23 protein-coding genes are annotated in these 25,422 nt (G+C 44.7%); 13 read left to right on the top strand and 10 right to left on the bottom strand.

The window, feature by feature from the left end:
• Positions 1-26 precede the first annotated feature (26 nt).
• The 4 genes from O6P32_RS00365 (at position 27) to O6P32_RS00380 (ending at position 2,817) form a co-directional block, all read left to right on the top strand.
• Positions 27-770, top strand: a complete 744-nt coding sequence (locus O6P32_RS00365; protein ID WP_269876250.1) for a hypothetical protein — start codon at positions 27-29, stop codon at positions 768-770.
• Between the two features lie 32 nt (positions 771-802).
• A complete protein-coding gene (locus O6P32_RS00370; RefSeq protein WP_269876251.1) occupies positions 803-1,372 on the top strand; it encodes a hypothetical protein in 570 nt (189 codons plus the stop codon).
• Between the two features lie 129 nt (positions 1,373-1,501).
• Positions 1,502-2,215 (top strand): hemerythrin domain-containing protein, encoded by a 714-nt coding sequence (locus O6P32_RS00375; protein ID WP_405371002.1) that lies wholly within the window; start codon positions 1,502-1,504, stop codon positions 2,213-2,215.
• Positions 2,212-2,817: a response regulator transcription factor gene (locus tag O6P32_RS00380; protein ID WP_269876252.1), complete on the top strand. Its 606-nt coding sequence runs from the start codon at positions 2,212-2,214 to the stop codon at positions 2,815-2,817. The genes O6P32_RS00375 and O6P32_RS00380 overlap by 4 nt, the downstream gene beginning before the upstream one ends.
• 208 nt (positions 2,818-3,025) lie before the next feature.
• Here the strand turns inward: O6P32_RS00380 and trpA are convergent, their stop codons facing one another.
• The 7 genes from trpA to trpB are packed head-to-tail and all read right to left on the bottom strand — an operon-like array spanning position 3,026 to position 9,390.
• Entirely contained in the window at positions 3,026-3,805 is a 780-nt protein-coding gene (trpA, locus tag O6P32_RS00385) for a tryptophan synthase subunit alpha (RefSeq protein ID WP_269876253.1), read from the bottom strand.
• The gene (locus tag O6P32_RS00390; protein ID WP_269876254.1) at positions 3,802-4,419 is read right to left on the bottom strand and encodes a phosphoribosylanthranilate isomerase; all 618 of its coding nucleotides are present in this window, start codon (positions 4,417-4,419) and stop codon (positions 3,802-3,804) included. The genes trpA and O6P32_RS00390 overlap by 4 nt, the downstream gene beginning before the upstream one ends.
• Entirely contained in the window at positions 4,416-5,204 is a 789-nt protein-coding gene (gene trpC / locus O6P32_RS00395; RefSeq protein ID WP_269876255.1) for an indole-3-glycerol phosphate synthase TrpC, read from the bottom strand. Before trpC ends, O6P32_RS00390 begins: the two co-directional genes overlap by 4 nt.
• Before the next feature lie 4 nt (positions 5,205-5,208).
• Positions 5,209-6,204: an anthranilate phosphoribosyltransferase gene (gene trpD / locus O6P32_RS00400; protein ID WP_178267270.1), complete on the bottom strand. Its 996-nt coding sequence runs from the start codon at positions 6,202-6,204 to the stop codon at positions 5,209-5,211.
• A gap of 12 nt (positions 6,205-6,216) precedes the next feature.
• Positions 6,217-6,780 (bottom strand): anthranilate synthase component II, encoded by a 564-nt coding sequence (locus O6P32_RS00405; RefSeq protein WP_269876256.1) that lies wholly within the window; start codon positions 6,778-6,780, stop codon positions 6,217-6,219.
• 16 nt (positions 6,781-6,796) lie between these two features.
• Positions 6,797-8,197 (bottom strand): anthranilate synthase component I family protein, encoded by a 1,401-nt coding sequence (locus tag O6P32_RS00410; RefSeq protein ID WP_269876257.1) that lies wholly within the window; start codon positions 8,195-8,197, stop codon positions 6,797-6,799.
• 8 nt (positions 8,198-8,205) lie between these two features.
• The gene (trpB, locus tag O6P32_RS00415; RefSeq protein WP_269876258.1) at positions 8,206-9,390 is read right to left on the bottom strand and encodes a tryptophan synthase subunit beta; all 1,185 of its coding nucleotides are present in this window, start codon (positions 9,388-9,390) and stop codon (positions 8,206-8,208) included.
• Positions 9,391-9,965: 575 nt separating this feature from the next.
• Between trpB and O6P32_RS00420 the strand changes: the two genes are divergently transcribed.
• Genes O6P32_RS00420 through O6P32_RS00430 form a run of 3 tightly spaced genes read left to right on the top strand, consistent with a single transcriptional unit; the run spans position 9,966 to position 12,686 of the window.
• Positions 9,966-10,706: a (Fe-S)-binding protein gene (locus O6P32_RS00420; RefSeq protein ID WP_269876259.1), complete on the top strand. Its 741-nt coding sequence runs from the start codon at positions 9,966-9,968 to the stop codon at positions 10,704-10,706.
• Positions 10,703-12,070, top strand: a complete 1,368-nt coding sequence (locus tag O6P32_RS00425; protein ID WP_178267265.1) for a lactate utilization protein B — start codon at positions 10,703-10,705, stop codon at positions 12,068-12,070. The genes O6P32_RS00420 and O6P32_RS00425 overlap by 4 nt, the downstream gene beginning before the upstream one ends.
• Before the next feature lies 1 nt (position 12,071).
• Positions 12,072-12,686, top strand: coding sequence for a LutC/YkgG family protein (locus O6P32_RS00430; protein WP_178267264.1), 615 nt, complete (start codon positions 12,072-12,074; stop codon positions 12,684-12,686).
• A gap of 144 nt (positions 12,687-12,830) precedes the next feature.
• Here the strand turns inward: O6P32_RS00430 and pflA are convergent, their stop codons facing one another.
• The 3 genes from pflA to O6P32_RS00445 all read right to left on the bottom strand — a co-directional run bounded on the left by pflA (position 12,831) and on the right by O6P32_RS00445 (position 16,985).
• A complete protein-coding gene (gene pflA / locus O6P32_RS00435; protein ID WP_269876260.1) occupies positions 12,831-13,559 on the bottom strand; it encodes a pyruvate formate-lyase-activating protein in 729 nt (242 codons plus the stop codon).
• Positions 13,560-13,687: 128 nt separating this feature from the next.
• Positions 13,688-15,910 (bottom strand): formate C-acetyltransferase, encoded by a 2,223-nt coding sequence (gene pflB, locus O6P32_RS00440; RefSeq protein WP_178267262.1) that lies wholly within the window; start codon positions 15,908-15,910, stop codon positions 13,688-13,690.
• Between the two features lie 178 nt (positions 15,911-16,088).
• On the bottom strand, positions 16,089-16,985 hold the full coding sequence (locus O6P32_RS00445; RefSeq protein ID WP_269876261.1) for a DUF4858 domain-containing protein: 897 nt from the start codon (positions 16,983-16,985) through the stop codon (positions 16,089-16,091).
• A 203-nt stretch (positions 16,986-17,188) separates the two neighbouring features.
• Here O6P32_RS00445 and miaA point away from each other — a divergent pair, with 203 nt between their 5' ends.
• From miaA to O6P32_RS00475, 6 genes are all read left to right on the top strand, one after another.
• A complete protein-coding gene (gene miaA, locus O6P32_RS00450; protein ID WP_269876262.1) occupies positions 17,189-18,106 on the top strand; it encodes a tRNA (adenosine(37)-N6)-dimethylallyltransferase MiaA in 918 nt (305 codons plus the stop codon).
• Between the two features lie 12 nt (positions 18,107-18,118).
• Positions 18,119-19,051: a diacylglycerol/lipid kinase family protein gene (locus tag O6P32_RS00455; protein ID WP_178267259.1), complete on the top strand. Its 933-nt coding sequence runs from the start codon at positions 18,119-18,121 to the stop codon at positions 19,049-19,051.
• A 16-nt stretch (positions 19,052-19,067) separates the two neighbouring features.
• Positions 19,068-19,862, top strand: coding sequence for a 3-deoxy-8-phosphooctulonate synthase (gene kdsA / locus O6P32_RS00460; RefSeq protein WP_178267305.1), 795 nt, complete (start codon positions 19,068-19,070; stop codon positions 19,860-19,862).
• 145 nt (positions 19,863-20,007) lie between these two features.
• Positions 20,008-21,471 (top strand): DUF3375 domain-containing protein, encoded by a 1,464-nt coding sequence (locus O6P32_RS00465; protein ID WP_269876263.1) that lies wholly within the window; start codon positions 20,008-20,010, stop codon positions 21,469-21,471.
• Positions 21,468-22,046 carry a DUF4194 domain-containing protein gene (locus tag O6P32_RS00470; RefSeq protein ID WP_269876264.1) on the top strand — a complete coding sequence of 193 codons (579 nt, stop codon included), beginning with the start codon at positions 21,468-21,470 and terminating at the stop codon, positions 22,044-22,046. The genes O6P32_RS00465 and O6P32_RS00470 overlap by 4 nt, the downstream gene beginning before the upstream one ends.
• A complete protein-coding gene (locus O6P32_RS00475) occupies positions 22,030-25,422 on the top strand; it encodes an ATP-binding protein (RefSeq protein WP_269876265.1) in 3,393 nt (1,130 codons plus the stop codon). The genes O6P32_RS00470 and O6P32_RS00475 overlap by 17 nt, the downstream gene beginning before the upstream one ends.

Here is a 25,422-nt window from a genome sequence, read left to right on the forward strand (position 1 = left end):
ATCACTGTTTTTATTAAACTCATAGCATGATGAACGAAGAATTTGCAGACATACAATACGCACAAATCAGAGACTACAAGTATGCCCAATATTTTGAAGAGGGACAATACAACGGAAAAACACTTTCGGAATCAGAGCGTAAAGAATTTATTTCTTTTGTAGATAAAATTATAGCACAACACTCCGAGGGACTTTCGTTGATGACAAGTATTTTGGAATGCACAAAGGAACAACATGATGAATTCCACAAAATATACCGAACAGTTGCCTCTGTCTACTTATTTATCTTTATTACGATGATTGACTGTATGGTAGCAGGTAAATATTTCATTCTTGCTGACCGCGATTATGATCGGAGGTTTATGCGCGGAAAAATGTTTGTAATTTTCAATGAGGGTTTCAAAAGACTCTATGGCTTTAATGAGAAGTCTCATAAGAAATCAGAATGGGACAGACTCTTGCCCATAATGAAGTACTTCTCGGAAGCAATCAATCGTCAATACCAGGATTTGACATCTCTCCTCGAAAAACAATCCCGTACTTCGGCCTGGTGGAAAGATGAACGTAACTATGAAACCCATCTTGACTCAGAGAAATTATATCAATCACGACAGGAAGAGATAATTGAAAGCAAAGTGATGACGGATTCTCTGAAACTTTTTAACACATTGATAGCAGTAAGTGATTTTTTGAGGAATGTTCAAATCTGCCTTTACAACTTCCTTGTTAGAAAATATTACAGAGGTGAATTGTCTGAATTTAATTCGTAAATTCGTGTTGGTTTACTAATAATATGATACTTATGAAAAAAATTATTTCTATTTTAACTGTATTTTTTGTTACTCTTAGCCTCATGGCAGAGGAGCACCTTTCATTTAAGGGTATTCCAATTGAAGGAAGTATGGTAGAATTTTGTCAAAAGATGGAAGCTAAAGGATTTACTTCAGTTGGTAAGGAGAATAATATTACATTGTTTTCGGGTGACTTCACAGATCGTAATGCGATGGTTGGAATAATTGCTACAGATGATGGAAAGAATGTATTTGGAGTCGTTGTTTTTTTTGACTCAAGCGGTGAATGGGACGCACTTGTCACCAGCTATGATTATTACAAGGATTTGTACACCCGTAAGTATGGTGAACCAACAAGCTCAAAAGAGAATAATCCAGCTCTGTCGGATTCTAATACAGCTTTAATGGCAGAGGTACATCAAGGAAGAGTTGAGTATGTCAGCACATGGGAGGTTACTGGTGGAGATATACAGCTGTCAATTGAGAAGGCTACTGGGGTTTTTAGGGGTATGATAGTTATACGTTACCGTGACTCTCAGAATATGGAAGCTAAAATCCAAGATGATTTAAATGATATTTAATATAGAAAGAATTAATGGAGGCTCGATTCCTTTATAAAAGTTCATCAGTCTGTCTTTACTTCCTGAATATACCAATAAATAGGGATTGTGTGTCGTAGATAATTTGTCTTATTTTGCAACGGAAAAAATATGAATACAGTAATTAATATGTGTAGAACCAAGATATATAAGCCGACGGATAAAATGAGTGACCTGATTTGCGAGAACTATACCTTGCTGCAGGTGCTGAGTCGTTTTGGTGTATCGCTGGGCTTTGGAGACAAGACTGTACAGGAGGTGTGCGAGATGAACGATGTGGACTGTACTACCTTTCTCGCTGTAGTCAACTTCCTGACGGAGGAGAATAACCGCATGCAGGATCATCTGAAGGATATTTCTCTGGTAGCCTTGATGAACTACCTGAAGCAGGCTCATTCCTATTTTCTTGACTTCCAGCTTCCTACTATACGTAAGAAACTGATTGAGGCAATAGATTGTTCTACACAGAACGAGATTGCTTTTCTCATTATACAGTTTTTTGATGATTATGTGAGCGAGGTTCGCAAGCACATGGAATACGAGAACGAAAGAGTTTTTACCTATGTCAATGCATTGTTGCGTGGAGAACGTTCCGGCGAGTATAATATCAGTGTGTTTGCCCGTCATCATGATCAGATAAATGCAAAATTGACCGAATTGAAGAATATCATTATAAAATACTATCCGGCCAATGGAGATAACCAACTGTTGAACGCTACGCTGTTCGATATTTTTAGTTGTGAAGAAGATTTGGCATCGCATAACCGGGTAGAAGACTATCTGTTTGTTCCTGCCATCATGGAATTGGAGAAGGAGGTCAGATGAAACCAAGAGAAGTGATAACTGTAGCGGTTGCAGAATCGTCGATGATTGTGCGTCATGGTCTGGTGGTGTTGCTGAAACATTTGCCCGACCTGAATGTGCAGACTATTGAAATTACCTCGAAGGAGGGACTGCAACACTGCATGGAGGCTCATAGTCCTGAGGTACTGATTATTAATCCTCAGTTTGACGGATGGTTTGATGTAGAGGCTTTTAAGTCGGAATACGGAAATACAGGCATCAAACTGATTTCGTTGATATATAATGTGGTGGATGCCAATCAGCTGAAGGGGTACGACGGCACGGTGAACCTTTTCGATGATATGGATTCGCTGAATGCGAAGATTGCAGAACTGATGAATCTGGAGGAAGAGGAAAATGATCAGAATCCTTTGAGTCAGCGTGAGAAAGAAATTGTAGGGTGTGTAGTGAGAGGAATGACCAATAAGGAGATAGCGGAAAAGCTGTTTATTTCTATACATACGGTTATTACGCACCGGCGTAACATTACCCGAAAGCTGCAGATACACTCGGCTGCCGGTCTGACTATTTATGCGATTGTCAATAAACTGGTGGAACTGAGTGAAGTGAAAATGAAGTTATAGTGTATTGCAATCCGGGGAGGAACGGAAAATACCAACAAATAGGTATTGATGCAGTCGGCAATAGTTCCTACCTTTGCAGTGTTAGTCATAAAATTACGTAAACCACAAAGTAAAAAGTTAGTTATTAGTTAGTTGTAGCCTGCGAAGTGATTCGCGGGCTACAACTGCTTTAGGGGGATAGGTTGGGATGGGTGTGCAGTAGGCTGTGTCAGTCTTGTTGCAGGCACTCCATTAGGCGGTCGGCTGCTTTTGCTGCATTTCCCTGTTCTTCTTCCAGCAGGGTGACAAACTTGCTTCCGATGATGCATCCGGCTGCATGGGCTGCTGCTGCCCGGTAGGTCTGACGGTTGGATATGCCAAAACCAATCATGCGGGGATTTCTCAGGTTCATTGCTTCTATGGATTGGAAATAGGCTTGTTTCTGTGCATCGAAGTCTTGCTGTGCTCCGGTAGTAGCTGCCGAGGAAACCATGTAGATAAAGCCGTCGGTATGTTCATCTATCAGGCGGATGCGTTCTTCGCTTGTTTCCGGTGTAATAAGCATGATTACTTTCAGCTGATAGCGGTCGGCTATGGGCTTGTAGGTGTTCAGGTAGTCTTTAAACGGCAGGTCGGGGATAATCATCCCATCGATACCACAGGTCTGGCAGCTTTGACAAAAGGCTTCGAAGCCATATTGCATGATGGGATTGAGGTAGCCCATCAGAATGAGAGGTATCTGTACTTCACTGCGTATGTCGGCCAACTGGGCGAAGAGTTTTTTCAGTGTCATTCCGTTGCGGAGGGCTTGTGTGGCTGCTGCCTGTATGACGGGGCCGTCGGCCATCGGGTCGCTGAAAGGGATGCCGATTTCTATCATGTCGATACCTTTTTGTGCCAGTGTGCGGATTACTTCAGTGGTCTGTTCCAGGCGGGGAGTTCCTGCACAGAAATAGATAGACAGAATGTCTTGCTTCTTGTTGCTGAATAATTGATGGATACGGTTCATGGTATATTCTGTTTAAATTGTGAAATAAAGTTTTGTAGTAGTGTGGTATCTTTCATGGCGGGTTGAATTTCGAAACCGCTGTTCAGATCGATACCGGCCCATTGGGAGTGCCGGAAGTGGGAGAGGGCTGCCAGACTGTCCGGTCGGAGTCCGCCACTCAGTAGGAAAGGGATGCTTCCCTGATAGTGTGACAACAGACTCCAGTCGAACTGTTTTCCCGAACCTCCGTATTGTGGACAGGGGGTGTCGAAGAGGTAGTAATCGCAACAGCTTTCATAGGCTTCGGTCTGCTTAAAATCGGACAGGCTATGAACGGCGAAGACTTTGATGACTCCCAGACCTTCGTTGTGCAGTAACTTGCAAAGCGCGGGTGATTCGTTGCCGTGTAACTGCACGTAATCTAACTGCAGCTCTTTGGCCCGGCGGATGATTTCATCGAAAGGGGCGTTGACAAATACTCCGACGCGTTTGGCCTTTTGAGGGAGGTAGGCCGGAGTATGGGAAACGTAGCGTGGCGACTTGTGGTAGCAAATGAATCCTATCCAGTCTGCTCCGGCTGCTTCTGTTTGGCGGATGTTGTCGGGGTCGCGCATCCCACAGACTTTGACTATCATACTTGTAATGCTTGAATGAAGTTGTACAATGCTTCTCCCGGACGGGGGGATTTCATAAAGGCTTCTCCCATGAGGAAACCGTGGAATCCGGCCTCGCGGAGTTGTTTTACTGTCTCGGGTTGTGAAAGGCCGCTTTCTGATACTCGGGTAAGTTCTTCGGGCAGCAGCTTGGCCAACTGAAACGAAGTGCTCACGTCTGTGTGGAAGGTACCCAGATGGCGGTTGTTTACTCCGACCATGTCGATATGGGGATTAAGGTGGTCCAGCTCACTTTCTTCGTGTATCTCGAGCAGGACTTCCATCTGTAACTCATGGGCCAGATGGGCCAGTTCTTTGCACTGGCCGGTGGTGAGGCAGGCTGCAATCAGCAGCACGGCATCGGCTCCTTTTAGTTTGGCCTGAAAAAGCTGATAGGGGCTGATGATGAAGTCCTTGCGCAGCAGGGGGAGCTGTACGAGTGAACGGCAGGATTGAAGATCTTTCAGGCTACCGCCAAAGAACGGTTCGTCGGTGAGGACCGAGAGGGCGGAGGCACCGGCTTGCTGATAGGCAGGGGCTATTACTTCGGTCTGGGCATTTCTGTGTATCCAGTCTTTGGAAGGAGAGCGTCGTTTGAACTCGGCGATAATGCCGAAGGGGGATTGTCTTAATGCCTGTTTCATACTGATGCCGGGCATGGGAGTATCCAGCAATGCTTCTAGTGCGGAGAGTGATACGGCTTGTTCCTGGGCTTCTATCTCGCGGCGCTTATGGGCGATAATGGTCTGTAAGATGTCTTCTTTCATACGTTTAGCTGTTTAGTTCGATGAATTTCTTTAAGGTGCGTAATGCTTTTCCGCTTTGCAGTGACTCGCGGGCGATAGCTACACATTCTTCTATTGGTTTTAGTGGTTCCATGGCCTGTATGGCAAAGGAGGCGTTAATCAGTACGCACTCGGTTTGTGCCTTAGTGGCACAGTTGTGTAATACATTGTCGAAGATGCGGGCGGCTTCCTGAGGGGTGTTTCCTCCGAACAGTTCTTCTTGGCGAACGATGTCAAATCCCAATTCGGATGGTTTGTAGATGGTTTCATACCGGTTGGTCATGACTTTAAACTCATCGGTCAGCGAGATTTCATCGTATCCGTCGAGGTTGTTGACTACTGCGAAGCCAACGCCCAGTCTTTGTAAGGTGTTGGTGTAAAGCCTCATCTGGGTGAGGTCTGCTACTCCCAGCAGCTGGTAAGCCGGCAAGCAGGGGTTGACCAGCGGGCCCAACAGATTGAACAGGGTTCTGACTTCCATGGCCTTGCGTACTGGGGCAACGGTCTTCATGGCGGGATTGAAAAGGGGGGCGTGCATATAGACCATGCCGCATTTTTCCATGGAGCGGAGGAGTTTATCCTGTTCGTTGGTGAACCGGATACCGTAACACTCCATGACGTTGCTGGCTCCGCTGATGGAAGTGGCTCCGTAATTTCCATGTTTGGCTACTGGGTATCCTGCTCCGGCTACAATGAAGCAGGCGCAGGTGGAAATATTGAAGGTGTTTTTACCGTCGCCTCCTGTGCCTACAATGTCGATGGGACGGTATGCCGAGAGGTCGACTGGAATGCGGGTGCTGAGTAAGGCGTTGCGGAAGCCTATCAGTTCTTCTACCTTAATGCCACGCATCTGAAAGACGGTGAGCAGAGAGGCAATCTGTATTTCGTTGTAGCGGCCGGCGGTGATGTCCTGCAAAAGCTGGCAGGCTTCTTCGCGGCTTAGCTCTTCATGGTTGAAGAGGCGTTTCAATAGTTCTTTCATACGTCTGTCCGATTAATGGTGAATCCAGTTGCTTATCATTTGTTTTCCATTGGGGGTGAGTACCGATTCGGGATGAAACTGAATACCGTGGATATCCAGTTTTTTGTGGCGTAGTGCCATGATGTAGCCTTCCTGACTGATGGCTGTGATTTCCAGTGATTCGGGAAATCCTTCTCGGTCTACTACCCACGAGTGGTATCGTCCTACGGGAATTTCCTGTGGTAAGCCTTCGAACAGATAGTCTGAAGCTATAATTTTTACCGGACTTTGGATGCCGTGGAAGACTTCGTTCAGATTGCTGAGTTTTCCTCCGAATGCTTCGCCGATGGCTTGTTCTCCTAAGCAGACTCCCAGAATGGGCTTCCGTCCGGCATATGTACGGATGACATCCAGCAGCAGACCGGCTTCGGAAGGAATGCCTGGTCCGGGGGAAAGCAGAATCTTGTCGAAGGCTTCAAGGTCTTCCAATGCAAAGCAGTCGTTTCGCAATACTGTTACTTCTGCACCCAGCTCTTTGACCAGATGACTCAGATTGTAGGTAAAAGAATCGTAGTTGTCTATAATTACTATTTTCATATCGTTTGGTGATTGGTTAAAGTTGTTCTGCCAGCTGGATGGCTTTTTTCAAAGCTCCCAGCTTGTTGTTTACTTCCTGTAACTCGTTTTCTTCGTTGCTTTGTGCCACAATACCGCCTCCGGCCTGGAACCAGAGTTCGTTGTTGCGGCTGACAAATGTACGGATGGTAATGGCTTGGTTTAATGTGCCGTTCAGTCCGATGAATCCGATACATCCTCCATAAGCTCCCCGGCTGTGTGGCTCGAGTTCGCTGATGAGTTGCATGGCGCGTACCTTGGGTGCACCGCTCAGGGTACCAGCCGGGAAGGTGTCGATAAATGTGCGGATGGGATTGCTGTCTTCGTCCATATCTCCACTTACTCTGCTTACCAGATGGATGACGTGGCTGTAGTATTGCGGTTCTTTATAGAATTCTACCCGTGCATTATGACAGTTGCGGCTGAGGTCGTTTCTGGCAAGATCTACCAGCATGACGTGTTCTGCATTTTCCTTTGGATCGGCCAGCAGTGCCTTGGTCAGTTGCTTGTCTGTTTCTTTATCGCCGCTTCGCCGGGTGGTGCCAGCTATTGGGTCTATGGTTGCTTTTCCGTCTTCTATCTTGCAGTGCGTTTCGGGTGAGGAACCGAAAATGCGGAATCCGCCAAAGTCGAAATAGAAAAGATATGGAGACGGATTGATGCTGCGTAATGCACGGTAGAGCTTGAAGTCATCGCCTTCGTATCGCTGGATAAAGCGGCGTGATAATACAATCTGGAAAACATCTCCCCGCATGCAATGAGCAATGCCCTGCCGGATGTTGGCCTTGTGCTCTTCGTCGGTCAGTGTGCTGGTAGCAGGACCTACGGCACGGAAGTCGTAGGTGGTATAGTTGCGGTTGTGGATGGCTTTTTCCACTTCGCTGAGGTGTGCCGATTCTCCTTCTCCCAACATCTCAATCAAGACCATTTCGCTTTTATAGTCATTGAATACAATCAGGTATTTGTATAGGATGTAAAGAATTTCCGGTGCATCGTTTTTGGCATCAGTGCTGTCTTTTACCTGAATCTTTTCGAAATAGCGTACTGCATTGAATGTGGTGTAACCGTACAAACCGCAGTATCCGGCATATTCTCCTTCGACCTGAAAATGGGAGATAAATTCACGGATGGCTTGTTCTACCTGGTAATCGTCGCTGATGTTCCGTTCTTCTTGTTGACCATCGGGAAAGACAAAGGTGGCAACTCCATGATTGATGCGGATGCTGGCGATGGGATTCAGACCGATGAACGAGCGGTTGTTTTCTACACCGTGATAATCGGAACTTTCCATCAGCACACTCTGTGGAAACAGGTCGCGTACTTTCAGGTAAGTGCTTACAGGGGTATGCAAATCGCCCAATAAGCTTTTATGGTTGGTAATGTAAGTATATTGTTTCATAAAGCGGATTACTGTAGGTTATAGTTTAAGTAAGTATTTAAATCTTTATCGCCACGTCCTGATACGGTGAGCACTACGATGTCGGTTGGCTTAAAGGACATTTTGGGGAGGGCTCCCAATACATGTGCCGATTCGAGCGCCGGAATAATTCCTTCGAGACGAGTCAGTTCGTAGGCTGCACGTATGGCTTCGTCATCGTTTACAGCCAGTACGGTAGCGCGACGTTGTGCAGCCAGATTGGCATGCATCGGACCAATGCCCGGATAATCCAGTCCGGCAGAAATGGAGTAGGGTTCCATAATCTGTCCGTCTTCGTCTTGCATGACCAATGTCTTGGAACCGTGGATAATTCCTAAGCGTCCTAGATGGATGGTTGCGGCTGAGAAAGGAGTATCTATACCTTTTCCTCCGGCTTCGGCCAATACAATCTTTACCCGTTCATCGTCTAAATAGTGATAAATAGTACCGGCTGCATTGCTTCCTCCACCTACGCAAGCCATCAGGTAGTCGGGATAGTCACGTCCTTCGTGCTCCATAAGCTGTTTTTTGATTTCTTCGCTGATGACGGATTGCAGGCGTGCTACCATGTCGGGGTAGGGATGTGGTCCGACGGTAGAACCAATTACGTAATATGTATCGGCCGGATGACAGCACCAGTCTCGTATGGCTTCGTTGGTTGCATCTTTCAAGGTCATGTTACCGGAAGTGACCGGATGTACTTTGGCTCCCAGCATTTTCATACGTTCTACATTGACGTGTTGGCGTTCTACATCGGTTTTGCCCATATAGACTACACATTCCATACCCAGCAAGGCGCAGACTGTAGCTGTTGCTACTCCATGTTGTCCGGCACCGGTTTCGGCAATGATGCGTTTCTTACCCATTCTCTTTGCTAATAACACCTGGCCGATGGCATTGTTTATTTTATGGGCTCCTGTGTGATTGAGATCTTCACGTTTCAGATAGATTTTACAGCCATATTTTTCGGATAATCGTCTGGACAGGTATAAAGGTGAAGGTCGTCCTACGTAATCGCGCAATAGGGAAGAAAACTCCTGGCGGAAGCTTTCGCTTTCCAGTACTTGCAGATAAGATTCTCTCAGTTCGGTTACACACCGGTGCAGTATTTCCGGAATGTATGCACCGCCAAATTCTCCATAAAAGCCTTCGTTGTCTACTTGATAAGTTTTCATATTAATCTGTTTTTTTTGTTGTTTCGGATAAAGGAAAAAGGGAATAAAAACAAAACGGGCTGTCGTAAAGTACGACAGCCCGTTTTTGCTATATCTGAAGATGGTATATACACACGACTGATGCCCTTACGACCTTGTGAGTTGTAAGTAGCGCCACCAGAAGAATGTATTTGTCATCTTATTATTCATAATTGTTTATTTGCTTGTTGTTTCTTGTCGGCAAATATAGAGAGAAAGTTTTTTATATCCTATAAAATACAGCATTTTTCTGATAGATTTTTTTGAATGGTAGACTGGGATGGTCGGTAACAATGAGTAATTTCTTTTCGTTCCACTCTCTTATCTGCTTGTTTATAAGTCTGTTTTATAGCCTTTGGTATGAAGGTTGCATAATCTTTATCCGAAGCTTTTTCTATCGTAAAACGACGGTATGGAAGAAAAATGATATGGATAGAATGGGAGGATACTTTCGATAAAAAAATAAATTTGAACCAATAAAAGATGTTACACTATTCTGTGTATTCAATAATATCTTTTACATTTGCTGCTGAAAAATTGAATAAATGAAGTAAGATATGAAAGTAGGATTATTTATTCCTTGTTATATCAATGCTGTGTACCCTCAGGTAGGGGTGGCATCCTACAAGCTTCTGAAAAGTCTGAACGTGGACGTTGATTATCCGTTGGATCAAACTTGTTGCGGACAACCAATGGCAAATGCCGGATTTGAAGATGAATCGGTAGAGCTTGCCAAGCGCTTTGATAAGTTGTTTGAGAAATATGACTATATAGTAGGACCTTCTGCCAGTTGTGTGGTTTTTGTCCGTGACAATTACGGAAGACTGCTCGCAAAAGAACCACATCGTTGTGCAAGTGAAGGTAAGATTTATGATATCTGTGAGTTTATTCACGATAAAATCAGGCCTTCTTCCTTGCCCTCTTCTTTTCCTCACAAAGTAAGTATACAGAATAGTTGTCATGGAGTGCGGTTAATGCATCTGTCTTCTCCCAGTGAATTGAACATTCCTTATTATAATAAGTTGCGTGATTTGCTTTCGCTGGTACATGATATTGAAATCGTGGAACCAGAACGTCCGGATGAGTGTTGCGGATTTGGAGGAATGTTTGCGGTAGAAGAGCATGCGGTTTCCGGACAGATGGGACGAGATAAAGTGATGCGTCATATGAAGACCGGAGCTGAATATATTGCAGGAGCCGACAGTTCATGTCTGATGCATCAGAATGGTATCATATCAAGAGAAGGACTTCCCATCAAAACGATTCATGTGGTAGAAATTTTAGCAGCAGGACTATGAGTACGAAACATTCGAAAGCAGCAGGAAGATTCCTTGAGAACAAGGATATGGCTGCATGGCACGATGAGACGTTGTGGATGGTTCGTGCCAAAAGAGATAAAATAAGCAAAGAAGTGCCCGAGTGGGAACAGTTGCGCGATATGGCTTGTGCACTGAAAATGTATAGCAACAGTCACCTTGATCAGCTTTTGCAGGAGTTTGAAAAGAATGCGCAGGCAAATGGAGCGCATGTGTACTGGGCAAAAGATGCTGAAGAGTATTGTTCTATTGTGTATAATATTCTGCAAGGGCATCAGGTTAAGCATTTTATCAAGAGTAAATCGATGCTGGCAGAAGAGTGCGGGCTGAATGAATATCTGGAGGAAAAAGGCGTAGAAGTGGTGGAAAGTGATTTGGGCGAACGCATTTTGCAATTGATGCATAAGCGTCCCAGTCATATCGTATTGCCGGCTATTCATGTAAAGAAAGAAGAAATCGGAGAGCTGTTTGTGAAGGAGATGGGTACTGAACCCGGAAATAATGATCAAACTTATCTGACTCATGCTGCTCGTAAGAATTTGCGACATAAATTTATAGAGGCCGAAGCGGCTATGACGGGAGCTAACTTTGCGGTTGCTTCTACAGGAGAGTGTGTGGTATGCACCAATGAGGGTAATGCTGATATGGGTACTTCGCAGCCTAAATTGCAGATTACAGCTTTCGGTTTGGAGAAGATTGTACCCGACCGTGAGGCATTGGGAGTCTTTACCCGTTTGTTGGCCCGCTCGGGAACCGGACAGCCTATTACTACTTATACTTCTCATTATCGGAAACCGCGTCCTGGTGGCGAACTTCATATAATTATTGTAGATAATGGCAGAAGCCGTATTCTTGCTGAACCAGATCATGTTAAAACGCTGAATTGTCTACGCTGTGGGGCTTGTATGAATACGTGTCCTGTGTATCGTCGCTCGGGAGGGTATTCTTATACGTATTTCATTCCTGGACCTATTGGAATTAACTTGGGTATGCTGAAAGCTCCGTTGCATTATTCTGATAATGTATCGGCTTGTTCATTATGCCATTCTTGTCAGAACGTATGTCCCGCTAAAGTGGATCTTGCTGACCAGATTTATCGCTGGCGCCAGAAACTGGATTCGTTTGGAGTTGCCAGCTCTTCTAAAAAAATGATGTCTGGTGGAATGAAGTTTTTGATGGAACGGCCTGGTTTATTCAACTTGGCTGTAAAGAATGCCTCTGTGCTCAATAAACTGCCGCATTGGTTTGTTTATAATAGTTTAAATGACTGGGGCAAGGAGCATGATATGCCGACATTTGCAAAAGAGAGCTTCAACGAGATGTGGAAAAACAATAAAGTGAAATGACATGAGCAGTAGAGAAGATATATTGCAAAGTATACGTCGTAATACACGCGTACGGTATGAAAAACCGGATTTGTCTGAATTGGAACAGCATGCGTTGACTTTTGATCAGCCGGTGGAACAGTTTTGCAGGGTAATGGAGCAAGTAGGCGGACATGCTGTACTGTTGAAGGAAGAAGAAGATTTGAATCAGGTCATTCGGACTCTGTATCCCAATGCCAAACGTATAGCTTCTGTAGTAAAGGAGGTACATAGGGGGGATAGAGTGTTCCCGGTGACATGTGCTACTTTTCATCCGGACGAAGTCGAAAAATCTGGTGATTTAGATGGAACGGATTTAGCGATTGTAGATGGTAAAGTAGGAGTGTGTGAGAATGGAGCGGTATGGATACAGCAGGATGTAGAACAGCGTGCCGTTTATTTTATATCGGAAGCATTGGTTATTCTGCTTCATCGTACGGATTTGGTAAATAACATGCACGAAGCTTATAAACGTATTGATACAGGAAAGTACGGATTTGGAGTGTTTATTTCCGGACCGTCGAAAACTGCAGATATTGAGCAGGCTTTGGTCTTTGGTGCTCATGGTGCCAAGGATGTAACGGTTCTGATAATATAATAAAAGGTAACCTGATAGTACTCAAAGCCATGAGATAATATTGACTTGTGCTTAATATAAAAGAAAGTGTATTCAGCAGGAATGTTCTTGCTGGATACACTTCTTTGTTTACTATGAAACTAATCCTGATTTTAAAGATGCGGATTAGTTTACATATACAGTTTTGAAATATTTTTCGAATAAAGCCTTGGCTTCTTCCAGCTGTTCAGGAGTATTTTGTTTGACATTTTTCAGTTTATATTCCATATTCATGGCTTCATATTTATGTACTCCTAAAGTATGGTATGGAAGAATCTCTATTCGCTGTATGCTTTGGTAGTCTTTAAAGTGATCTCCCAAGGCTTCTATATCTTCACGGAAGAAACTGTATCCTGGAACCAGTACATAACGTAACCAGAAGGGTTTTTGGTTTTCTTCCAGCCATGCTGCTGTTTTTAATGTCTGTGCATTGCTCCGTTTGGTCAGAATCTTGTGACGAGCATCGTTAAACTCTTTGATATCCAGTAATACGAGGTCGGCCAGTGAAAGCAATTCTTTTACGTCTTCGTTCCAGATTCCTCCATTAGTGTCTACACAAATATGTATACCGGCTTCTTTCAGCATACGGAATAGAGGAATAAGAGCTTTTGCCTGAAAAGTAGGTTCTCCTCCACTAAAGGTAATTCCTCCTTTTTTCCCGAAGAATGGCTTTTGGCTGATGGCCATTTTCAGAATATCTTCTGGTGCCGTTTCTTTGCTTTCTCCTTTGGCATTGATTGTATCGGGATTGGCACAATACAGGCAACGGAAATTACATCCTTGTAAGAAAACTACCAGACGAATGCCCGGACCGTCGTATGTGCCTAATGATTCATAAGAATGTACTCTAATCATCTGAATTAGTTTCTAAATAAAAATGTCATTTCAGGCAGTAGTATCCATATACGTATTCGTATTGTACCATAGAATACTGGTTTACCCGAAATGACATTTCTTATGTAAGTTATAAAATCAGCTTTCTATTACATGCGTTCGTGGAAACTACGTGAAATTACTTCCAACTGGTGTTCGCGGCTCAACTTGATAAAGTTTACAGCATAACCAGATACACGGATAGTAAGCTGTGGATATTTTTCAGGATGTTCCATAGCATCTTCCAGCATTTCGCGGTTCAATACGTTTACATTCAAGTGGTGTGCACCCTTCACAAAATAACCGTCCATCATCGTTACCAGGTTTTCAATACGGTTTTCCATATCTACACCCAATGATTTAGGAACAATAGAGAATGTATTACTGATACCGTCCTGAGAGTCGCGGTAGCGCAATTTTGCAACTGAACTCAAAGAGGCAATAGCTCCATTCTTATCGCGTCCGTGCATAGGGTTTGCACCCGGAGCAAAAGCTACACCTTTGGCACGACCGTCTGGAGTAGCACCTGTCTTCTTACCATACATTACGTTAGAAGTAATAGTCAGGATAGAAAGAGTCGGTTTTGCGTTCTTGTAGATAGGTAATTTCTTCAATTCTTCGTCGAAGTAGTAGATCAAATCTACAGCCAAGTGGTCTACGCGGTCGTCATCGTTACCGAAGCATGGGAATTCACCTTCGATGTCGAATCCTTCTGTCAAGCCGATATCATTACGTTTTGCAGTAACTTTTGCATATTTGATTGCAGACAGAGAGTCTACAGCAATAGACATACCTGCTACACCGTAAGCCAGATTGATTGCATGGTGTGTATCGACAAATGCCATCTGTGCTTTTTCGTAATAATATTTGTCGTGCATATAGTGGATGATATTCATCGCTTCGTTGTATACACGAGCCATTTCTTTCAAGACCTTCTTGTAGTTAGCCAATACCTCTTCAAAGTTCAATACATCGCCGCTCAATACAGGGATGTCTTTTACCATCAGTGTACCGGTATTTTCGCAACGTCCACCGTTGATAGCCAGCAACAACGCTTTAGCCAAGTTACAACGTGCACCGAAGAACTGGATGTGGCGACCTATATCCTGGTAAGATACACAACAAGCGATACCGTAGTCATCAGAGTTACGCACTTCACGCATCAACTCGTCGTTTTCGTACTGGATAGAAGAGGTGTCGATAGATACCTGTGCACAGAAGTTCTTGAAACCTTCCGGCAATTCAGGGCTCCACAGAACTGTCAAGTTTGGTTCTGGAGAAGGACCGAGGTTGTACAGTGTCTGCAAGAAACGGAATGAAGTTTTGGTAACTTTTGTACGTCCATCGTTGAAGCGTCCGCCGATAGCTTCGGTTACCCATGTCGGGTCACCGGCAAAAATATCAGTGTAAGCTTGCATACGCAGATGGCGAACCATACGCAGTTTGATAACAAACTGGTCGATTAATTCCTGTGCATGTGCTTCATCGATGTTTCCGTGAGCCAAATCGTATTCAATATAAATATCAAGGAATGATGATACATTACCTAAAGACATGGCAGCACCATCCTGTTCTTTTACAGCAGCCAGATAAGCCATATATACCCACTGAACGGCTTCCTGTGCGTTCAAAGCAGGGCGGCTCAAATCAAGACCATACTGCTGACCCATAACCTTGATTTCCTTCAGAGCTTTGATTTGCTCTGCTACTTCTTCACGCAAACGGATGCGTTCGTCTGTCATAGGACCAGTCAAATGACGCAAGTCGTCTTGTTTTGCTTCGATCAAGCGATCGATACCGTACAATGCCAGACGGCGGTAGTCACCGATGATACGTCCGCGTGCATAGTTGTCTGGAAGACCAGTCAGGAATCCCAAAGAGCGGAAAGAACGAATTTCTTCTGTATATGCATCGAAAACGCCATCATTATGTGTTTTGCGGTAGTGAGTGAAGATATCTTTAACTCTAGGATCTACTTCCACTCCGTTTTCACGACATGCTTTTTCTACAACCTTAATACCTCCGAACGGTTTGATAGCGCGGCGCAATACTTCATCTGTTTGCAAGCCGACAATAACCTCGTTATCCTTATCAATATATCCGGCAGCGAATGATGTAATGGTTGAAACTGTCGATGGGTCGAGTGAGCGTACACCGTTGTTAGCACGTTCTTCAGCCAAAGCTTCCAAACATTTGTTCCATACTGCTTTTGTACGTTCTGTAGGACCTACCAAGAATGAGGCATCGCCTTCATAAGGGGTGATGTTTGTCTTTACGAAATCTGTTACATTGATTTCATGGTTCCAACGACCTTCTTTAAAATTCATTGCCATAGTAAATAAATTAATGTGTTTTATGGTTCAACTTTTAAAACCGTGGCAAAGATACGAATTTAGGTTAATTTTTACAATACCTAAAAATAAGTATATTATTAATTTGTAATGATTGCAATAATGTCGTTTGGAGAGTTCCTGTCAGCTTTATTGGAAATATAAAATGTTGCGTATATCTTCAGTCTTGTTGTTCTTTTAATCTTCGGATTTGCTTTTCTGTTTCGTAGGCATTGTGTTTAATCTTGTCTTTCCGCAAAAACTCTTGTCGGCGAATAGAATCTTCTGCCATTCGTTGTTTGATATAGGTAGAGAAACGTGATTCCCCTTCTTCTGGCTGTGTACGCAGCTTTTGTGAGTTCGGTGTTACATTTTTTTGTGCCTGTTGAGGGGTTGACAAACTATCTGCCTGTGTCTGGTATATAGGAAGAAAAGGTATAAAATGAGGAAACTTGGCACTATCGGCAGCAGTAGGCTGGTATTCCTTGTAGGTTTTCCAAGCGTTGGCATGCTTACGGTTGTGTCTGATGGCACGACCTCGTTTAGTCAGCGATTCATATAATAACTTATCGGCATCGAAGACAACCGCAACCGACGGTCCTGCGGGAGTATTGATGCTACTATACATTTCCCCGGTTCCAGGTTTAATGCTTTTCCCATATTCTTCTTGATAATTTTTAAAGGGATTCAGTGTCCAATGAATTTTCCATTGTTTTTTAAGGCTTGGTATTACGTCGTAAACGGGGTTTTCTCCAAAACGAACCCATATTGTATAAGGCTCAGGCCGTACGTAATATTCTATCTTTTTCACCTTAGTCGTGTCGGTTAAACTTCGTGGCATAGATAAATCACTACGGAACTTCATCCATTTTTTTTCAAGAGGAGCATCAATGGGTTGTTCTATCACCTCTTGAGTACCACGGTTGAAATTGAACTGAATCATTTTCACCGCATCCATATTGAGCTTGAGCTCTTCTTCTTTCTGTTGTGCTTGTAAAGTGGTAGGCAATACAGACCCAATGCAACAAAATGTAATGTTCCAGTAACGTTTCGTCTTATTTATAATGTGTATTGCCATGTCTTGTTATCATTTTTAAACAAAAGTACGAAAATAGATTGAGGATGTGTTGTGGTTTGCAAATTTTTAAAGGTCTTTCGTCTTTTGTAACGTGAGGTAGGAAGAAAGCTTTTGTTTCAATGCAAAAGTGAGTTTTTTGCGCATATCTGTGATGCATGTGCAGAAAAAAGTTATCTTTGTCCATTGAATACTTAAAAAGAAATATGAATTACGATTTAATCACGATACTTGGTCCCACAGCCTCTGGAAAGACACCATTGGCGGCTTCTCTGGCTGCCCGTATGGGTACGGAAATTATAAGCGGAGATAGTCGTCAGATTTATCGGCGTATGGATTTGGGAACGGGAAAGGATCTTGCCGACTATGTAGTAGACGGGCATCCGGTTCCTTATCATCTTATTGACATAGCCGAACCTGGATATAAATATAATGTATTCGAATTTCAGCGTGATTTCCTTTCTGCTTACGAAGATATGCGGAAACGGGGCTTGTTGCCTATATTGTGTGGAGGTACCGGGATGTACATTGAGTCTGTGCTGAAAGGATACAAGTTACTTCCTGTACCGGAAAATCCCGAACTCCGAACAAAACTGGCCGATAAATCGTTGAAAGAGTTGACAGATATATTGGCTACTTACAAGAAGTTACATAATTCTACAGATGTAGATACTGTAAAGAGAGCTATTCGGGCTATTGAAATAGAAGAGTATTATCTTCATCAGAATGTGGAAGAGCGGGCTTTTCCTGAAATCCGTAGCCTTATTATCGGAGTGGATATTGACCGTGAACTGCGTCGTGAAAAGATTTCCAGACGTTTGAAGCAAAGGCTTGATGAGGGAATGATAGAAGAAGTGCGGGCTTTACTGGAAAGTGGCATTGCTCCTGAAGACCTGATTTATTATGGTTTGGAGTATAAATATCTGACTCTTTACGTGACCGGTGAACTGACTTATGAGGAAATGTATCATCAACTTGAGATTGCGATTCATCAGTTTGCCAAGCGGCAGATGACGTGGTTCCGGGGGATGGAACGAAGAGGGTTCACCATTCATTGGATTGATGCAACCTTGCCCATGGAGGAAAAGGTAAATAAGATATTATCGTTAGTTGCAACTCATTAAAACAAATAGAATATGGCAGTAGAACCAACCCGTTGGGGAGTGATATATAATCCGAAAGCAGGAAGCAGAAAAGCGCAAAAGCGCTGGAGAGATATTCGTGCCTATATGGAAAGCAAAAATGTGCAGTTTGATTATGTACAGTCTGAAGGGTTTGGTTCGGTGGAAAGACTGGCCCGTACACTGGCAAATAACGGTTATCAGACGATTGTCATCGTAGGTGGTGACGGTGCATTGAACGATGCGGTTAATGGTATCATGCTGTCGGATGCTGCAGATAAGCATCAGATAGCACTTGGAATCATCCCCAATGGAATAGGGAATGATTTTGCTAAGTATTGGGGACTTGATTCGGATGATTACAAAGGAGCGGTAGATGTATTGATTAACCGTCGTTTGCGTAAGGTCGATTTAGGCGTATTTTGTTCTTTTGACGGGGAGAAACATGTATCACGTTATTTCCTGAATGCGGTATATATCGGTTTGGGAGCACGTATTGTACGTATTACCAATGAAACTCGTCGTTTTTGGGGAATACCTTTGATTTCTTATCTGGCTTCTTTGTTTCTGGTGGCCTTCGAGCGTAAATTGTACCGTATGCACTTGAAAGTAAATGGAGAACACATACGGGGACGTTTGATGGCTGTTGCTATTGGAAGTGGCAGAGGATATGGATTGACTCCAAGTGCAGTACCCTACAATGGTTGGCTGGATGTCTCTTTGGTATATCGTCCGGAGTTGAGACAACTGATTTCCGGTTTGTGGATGCTTCAGCAGGGACGTTTGCTGAATCATAAGATTGTGAAGCCTTATCGGACACGAAAAGTGAAAATATTACGTGCGCAGAACGCAGAAATCAGTATCGATGGGCGAATTGTATTTGACCGTCATTTCCCGGTCGATGTAACTATTGCTCCGGAAGCATTAACATTGATAATTCCTAATTAAGATTATGATACATACAATTTCAGATTTAAAGAATAGTGAGAATTTCTTTCTATTGGCAGGGCCCTGTGTGATAGAAGGTGAAGATATGGCGTTGCGCATTGCAGAACGTATTGTAAAAATTACGGATAAGTTGAATATTCCTTATGTATTCAAGGGTTCATACCGTAAGGCTAACCGTTCGCGTTTGGACTCATTTACCGGTATTGGTGATGAGAAAGCGTTGAAGGTGCTGGCTAAGGTGCGCGAAACATTCGGTGTCCCCGTCGTGACTGATATTCATGCCGCAGATGAGGCTGCTATGGCTGCCGAGTATGTAGATGTACTTCAGATTCCGGCGTTCTTGTGCCGTCAGACCGATTTGCTGGTAGCTGCTGCCAAGACCGGTAAGATTGTAAATATCAAGAAAGGCCAGTTCCTTTCGCCCGGTGCCATGAGATTTGCGGCCGATAAAGTTGTAGAAGCCGGAAATCCACAGGTGATGCTTACCGAACGTGGAACGACTTTCGGCTATCAGGACTTGATTGTGGATTATCGCGGTATCCCGGAAATGCAACGCTTCGGGCATCCTGTAATATTGGATGTGACTCATTCTTTGCAACAGCCTAACCAGACTTCGGGAGTGACCGGTGGAATGCCTCAGCTCATCGAAACCGTAGCCAAGGCGGGAGTAGCTGTTGGCGTAGATGGGCTTTTTATGGAAACACACGAAGATCCGTCGGTGGCAAAAAGCGATGGAGCAAACATGCTTAAACTGGACTTGCTGGAAGATTTGCTTGTACGGCTTGTGCGCGTACGCCAGAGCATTTTGTAATGTAAGCCTGTAATGAGATTATAATTAAGAAAAGCGTATGAAAATGGTTTTTTCGTTTTCATGCGCTTTTGTTTTTGTTTCCTTCTGTTCTGCTTGTCCATAATGAAAAAAATCACTAATTTCACGCCCCATTTTGAACAAATGTATGGTGTCAGAAGAAAATTTATTATCCGATATATTGAATAACTCTCCAAGTGTGGAGCTTCTCAAGCAAAGAAACAGGGAGATTATAGTTTTATTTCTTTACAAGACTTTCTATCGTCACCGCGAGCCGGTGTCTTACGAGGTGTTACGCCGCAATCTGGTAGACTATCTTACTTCGGCTAATCTGGAGAACGACGAAGAAAACGATATTTCCGTATTCGATTCGTATGAGGAAAAAGCATACAAATATATCCAGCGATGGACCGACAAAGGTTTTCTTCGCAATTATCAGGAGGAGAGTGGAGAAGTGTTCTATGAACTGTCCTCGTATACCAGCAAAGCCATCGACTGGCTTATCAGTCTGAAACGGGAAGAGTTTGTAGGTACAGAGTCGAAATTCATGAACCTCTTCGGACAGATCAAGGAACTGGTGGAATTTACCAACGAAGATGCTTCGGAACGAATCCGTATGCTGGAACAGAAGAAGATGGAAATCGAACATCAGATTCAGAGTATCCAGGCCGGAGAGAGTGCCGTGGTGTACGAAGAGTATCAGGTTTTGCCCCGTTTCCGCTACATTACCCAGACGGCAAAGGAGTTGTTGTCCGACTTTAAGGAGGTGGAAGATAACTTCAAGGCCATTACCAAATCCATTTATCAGAAACATGCCGAAGGAGATGTGTCGAAAGGAGAGATTCTTGGTTTTACCTTCGATGCACTCGAGAATCTCCAGCATAGTTCGCAAGGAAAGAGTTTCTATGCCTTTTGGGAGTTTCTTATGACACCTTCCTTGCAGGAGAAGTGGGACGAGATGGTAAACGATTTGTACAGTTCGATTGATTCGAAACAAATCCGCCAGGAAGACTTGTTCCTGCGCAATATGAAGGGATACCTGTACAATAGCGGGAAGAAGGTGTATCAGGCCAACGACAAGATGGCCGAAAAACTGAGCCGTATTATTTGTGAGAGTGGAAAATCGCAGATTATGGCATCCCAAAGAGTGACTCAGGATATTCAGGCACTCTTGTTGCAACTGGCCGCAAAGAACATAAGGCCGGATATCTCCATTGAACTGGAGACAGAACCGGAGATTGCACTTCCTATCGAACGAAAACTTACTCTGGAAAAAGCCGTAGAGATAACCTACGACAAGGTGCTGGAGGTAGCCGAAGGAGATATAGCCGAGGCACAACATGCCGAAAGCCTGTTTGCAAATCGTACGATAGACCGTGAGGTACTCCGATTGAGGATTGCCGGTGCACTGAAGCGCCGTAAGCAAATCTCCCTGTCGGAAGTAATTGAAGAAAACGGAGGACTGGAGAAAGGCTTGTCCGAACTCTTCGGATACATCAGTGTGGTACGGAAGTTCCGTCATCATATTCATCCGGAGCGTACGCAGACCATCCTTTTCAATGCGGAACAACAGAAATCAATTGTCATACCCGAAATTATTATATTACGATGAACTTAGATACAATTATAGCTCCCTACGGCCGAGTGGTAGTACGATTGCTGAAAGGACCGGTGGAGTGTACCGATAAGGCCTTGTGGGAGAATATCCTGAACTATCAGACGGAGATTCAGAAATACCTGTCGCACATCGGGCTGGAACTCATCATCAAGCGCGATGAAGGTTTTGCTTATATCAAGCAGATAGTAGACGACGAGGGAAAGACCATCGGACTCATTGCCCGCCAGCAGCTGGGCTTCGAAGTATCGGTGATTCTCATTATCCTGCGTCAGATGCTGGAGGAGTTCGATAGCAACATCGACGAGCTTTACGCTACAGAGCGGTTTGTGAGTGCCGACGAGCTGAAGGAACGCATCGAAATGTTCCTTCCCGAACGCTTCAACCGCGTAAAGTTGCTCAACGAAATCGATTCGTACATCAACCGCATCGTGAGTCTGGGCTATCTCAAGGTCATCAAGCGCGATAATGTAGATACGTATCAGATACACCGCATTATCAAGGAGAAAGTAACATTGGATAAACTACAGGATTTTAAGAATAAACTTCAGGAATATGTTGAGTCTGTTTAGTACCGGTTCCGATGCATCGGGATTCCGTTTGCAATATATGGAGATATACAACTGGGGAACCTTTCACGAGAAGATTTTCCGCATGGAACCCCAGGGAAACAATGCCCTGCTTACCGGAGCCAACGCTTCGGGAAAGAGTACCATTATCGATGCCTTGCTCACCCTCATGGTGCCGGCCAAGAAGGACCGGTTTTACAACCAGTCGTCGGGGGTAGAGAAGAAAGGAAACCGTACGGAGGAAACCTACGTGCTGGGGCATTATGGAAACATCCAGCGCGAGGGAGAGAAGGGTGCCACTACACAGGCCCTGCGCGACCAGTCGGCTTACTCCGTGCTGCTTGCTACGTTTACCAATACGGAGCAGCGTGTAGTGACGATTTTCCAGGTACGATGGTTTTCTGGTGGAGAATTGCGCCGTACCTTCGGACTGGCACATTGTGCACTCGAGATTAAGCGTGATTTCCAGCCTTTCGACGGCAAGGGAGTATGGCGCCGCCGTCTGGAGAGTGCATACAAGGGAAGCCGGAATATGGTGGAGTTTTTCGAAGGACCGGTGGGCTATGCCGAACGTATGACTCAGCTTTTCGGAATGCGCTCCGTCAAGGCGCTGGGATTGTTCAACCAGATTGTGGGTGTAAAGGTACTCGACGACCTGGATGACTTTATCCGAACCAATATGCTCGAAGAGCAGAATGCCGAGTCGCAATACATCATGCTGAAAGATAGCTTCAAGACGCTCATGGATGCCAAGACCAATATCGAGAAGGCACGCGAGCAGATTGCCATGCTTACCCCTATTGCCGAACTGGCGGGGAAGATACAGGAGGCTACAGATCGTATCAAGCAACTTGGAGTAGACCGGGAAACGGCTGAATACTGGTTTGCGCGGAAAACCATCGAACTGGGTGAAGCGCGTATCGACCAGGCTCAGAAGGAAAAGAAACTCTTGCACAAGGAAGAAGATAAGCTCCGTCAGGAGGAAGAGCGTCTGAAAGCGGAAGAACGTACGCTGGCTCTTTCCATTGAAAACGACGAGGTGGGACGCAAAGTAAAGGAGATGGAGCAGGAGATTCTTCACTTGGGAGAACTTCGCGACGAACGTATGCGCAAGATGGACGAGTACAACGAGGTGGCTTCCCAATTATCGCTTGTGGCCAACCCCGAGAAAGATACGTTCCGGAAGCAACGTGAGGAGACGGAAAAACGCCTTGAACAACTCTCCGGCGAGATAGAAAACCATATCCGCGAGGCCGTGTCGCTGGAAAACGAACGCAATGCCATCGGAGCAGAGATAGAAAGCCATCTGGCTACCATCGAGGCTTTGAAGAAGAACAAGAACAACATTCCTGTGCGCGAATCGGAAATACGCGACCTGATTCTGGCGCATACGGGAGCTACCAAAAAGGAAATTCCTTTCATCGGCGAGTTGATTCGGGTATCCGAAGACCATCTGAAATGGGAAGGTGCCATCGAAAAGATTCTTCATCATTTTGCCTTGCATCTGCTCGTTCCCGAAGAATACTACCATCAGGTGAACCAGTTTATCAATGAAACCAATCTGAACGGACGTATCACGTATTACCGCTATCGTACGTATAATTCGCTGGCGGGTATCGATACGTTTGCGGACACAGAAAACCGGGTTTTAGACAAGATAGAAATACGTTCCGACTCCGTGTACGAAGACTGGATTCGCGATACCATCTTCGAAAAGTATAATTATTCCTGCGTAGGCTCATTGGAGGAATTCGAACGCTATACCGAGAAGGCGGTGACGCGCGAAGGACTGGTGAAGTTCTCGCACGAGAGACACGAGAAAGACGACCGTGCACACGTTGCCCGTAAGGAAAATTACATTTTGGGCTGGGACAATCAGGAGAAGATTGCGCTTCTTCAGCACGAGGTGAAAAAACTCCAGGAGAAAGACATCGAACTCCTTTCGCAGATAAATACCATCGGTGCCGAGCGTCAGAAAGTGCAATATATCTACGATTTGAGCAAGAAGCTGGTCGACGCTTTTGCCGACTACGATGCGCTCGACTGGAAAGAGTATGCGTTTCGTCTTCAGGAGAAACAAGCAAACAAGACCGAACTGGAACAGAACAACAACACCATCCAGGCTTTACAGAAGCAATTGGAAGAGGTGAAAAATGCGCTCCAGAAGATATCCAAGGAAGATATTGCCCATAAACTGAAGCAGATTTTCGGTGTAGAACGGAAGATAGAAGAGACTCAGACCGATATGGAGGAGGCACAGAAGCGCATTGCTTCGCTCCGCTCGATGATGCTTACCGACTTTGAACAGGCTTACAAAGACTTGAAGGATTGTACCTACGAAAAGCTGAAGCAGGAGTATACCTCGTTCATGAACCGCAACGACCGCGAGAGAGGGAAGCTGGCCAACGGAAAACGGGAGTTCGAAGATGAGGCTAAGAACCACATACGCACCTTCAAGTATCCGTCGGAGTACATTACGGAGAAGTTCAAGGACTGGCGCTCGGATGTAGACGCTTTGCCCGAAGCCGAACACATCGAGCTGATAGAGGAATACCGGCACTTACTGGCACGTCTTCAGAAGGAGAACTTGCCCAAGTACGAAAAGCAATTCGACAACTACCTGCAAAAGACACTGATAGACAAGGTGGGCGAGTTCCGTATGTTTTTCATGCACTGGAAAGATGCCATCGACGAGAATATCAAGATGCTCAACGAATCGTTGCAGGGCATTGATTACCGTTCGCGTCCGGTCACTTATATCCAGCTTGTGGCACAAAGTCGGGCTCACGAGGAGGCGCGCGAGTTCCGTAAGCTTATGGATGAGGCTATGCCCAATATCCAGCAGATGAATGCTACGGTAGACGGACGGAAGATTCATTTCCGCGACCATATAGAGCCCTTGATGTCGCGTTTGGAAGACGAGGATTGGCGCAAGAGGGTGATGGATGTCCGTTCCTGGTTCTCGTACAAGGCAGAGGAGTTCAACCGTGAAACCAAGCTCAAGGAAACTACTTACGAAAACATGGGGCACCTCTCGGGAGGAGAGAAGGCACAGCTCACTTATACCATATTGGGTTCTGCCATCGCTTATCAGTTCGGGCTTACCAAAAGTGGAATGCAGGAAAATTCCTTCCGCTTTATTGCCATCGATGAGGCTTTCAAGGCGCAGGACGAAGACAAGGCACGCTATCTGATAAACTTGTGCAAGCAGCTTCATCTCCAGCTTCTGGTGGTAACGCCGAACGACAACATTCATATCGTAGAAAACGATATTTCGTTTGTGTACTTTGTAGAGCGTAAGGAAGAGAAGACTTCATGGCTTTATAGCATGTCGATAGAACAATGGCAGGCAGAGAAGAATCCGGACAGGCTCTTCTGA

The sequence above is a fragment of the Phocaeicola acetigenes genome, from assembly GCF_027529745.1.
Classification (GTDB): Bacteria; Bacteroidota; Bacteroidia; order Bacteroidales; family Bacteroidaceae; genus Phocaeicola; species Phocaeicola acetigenes.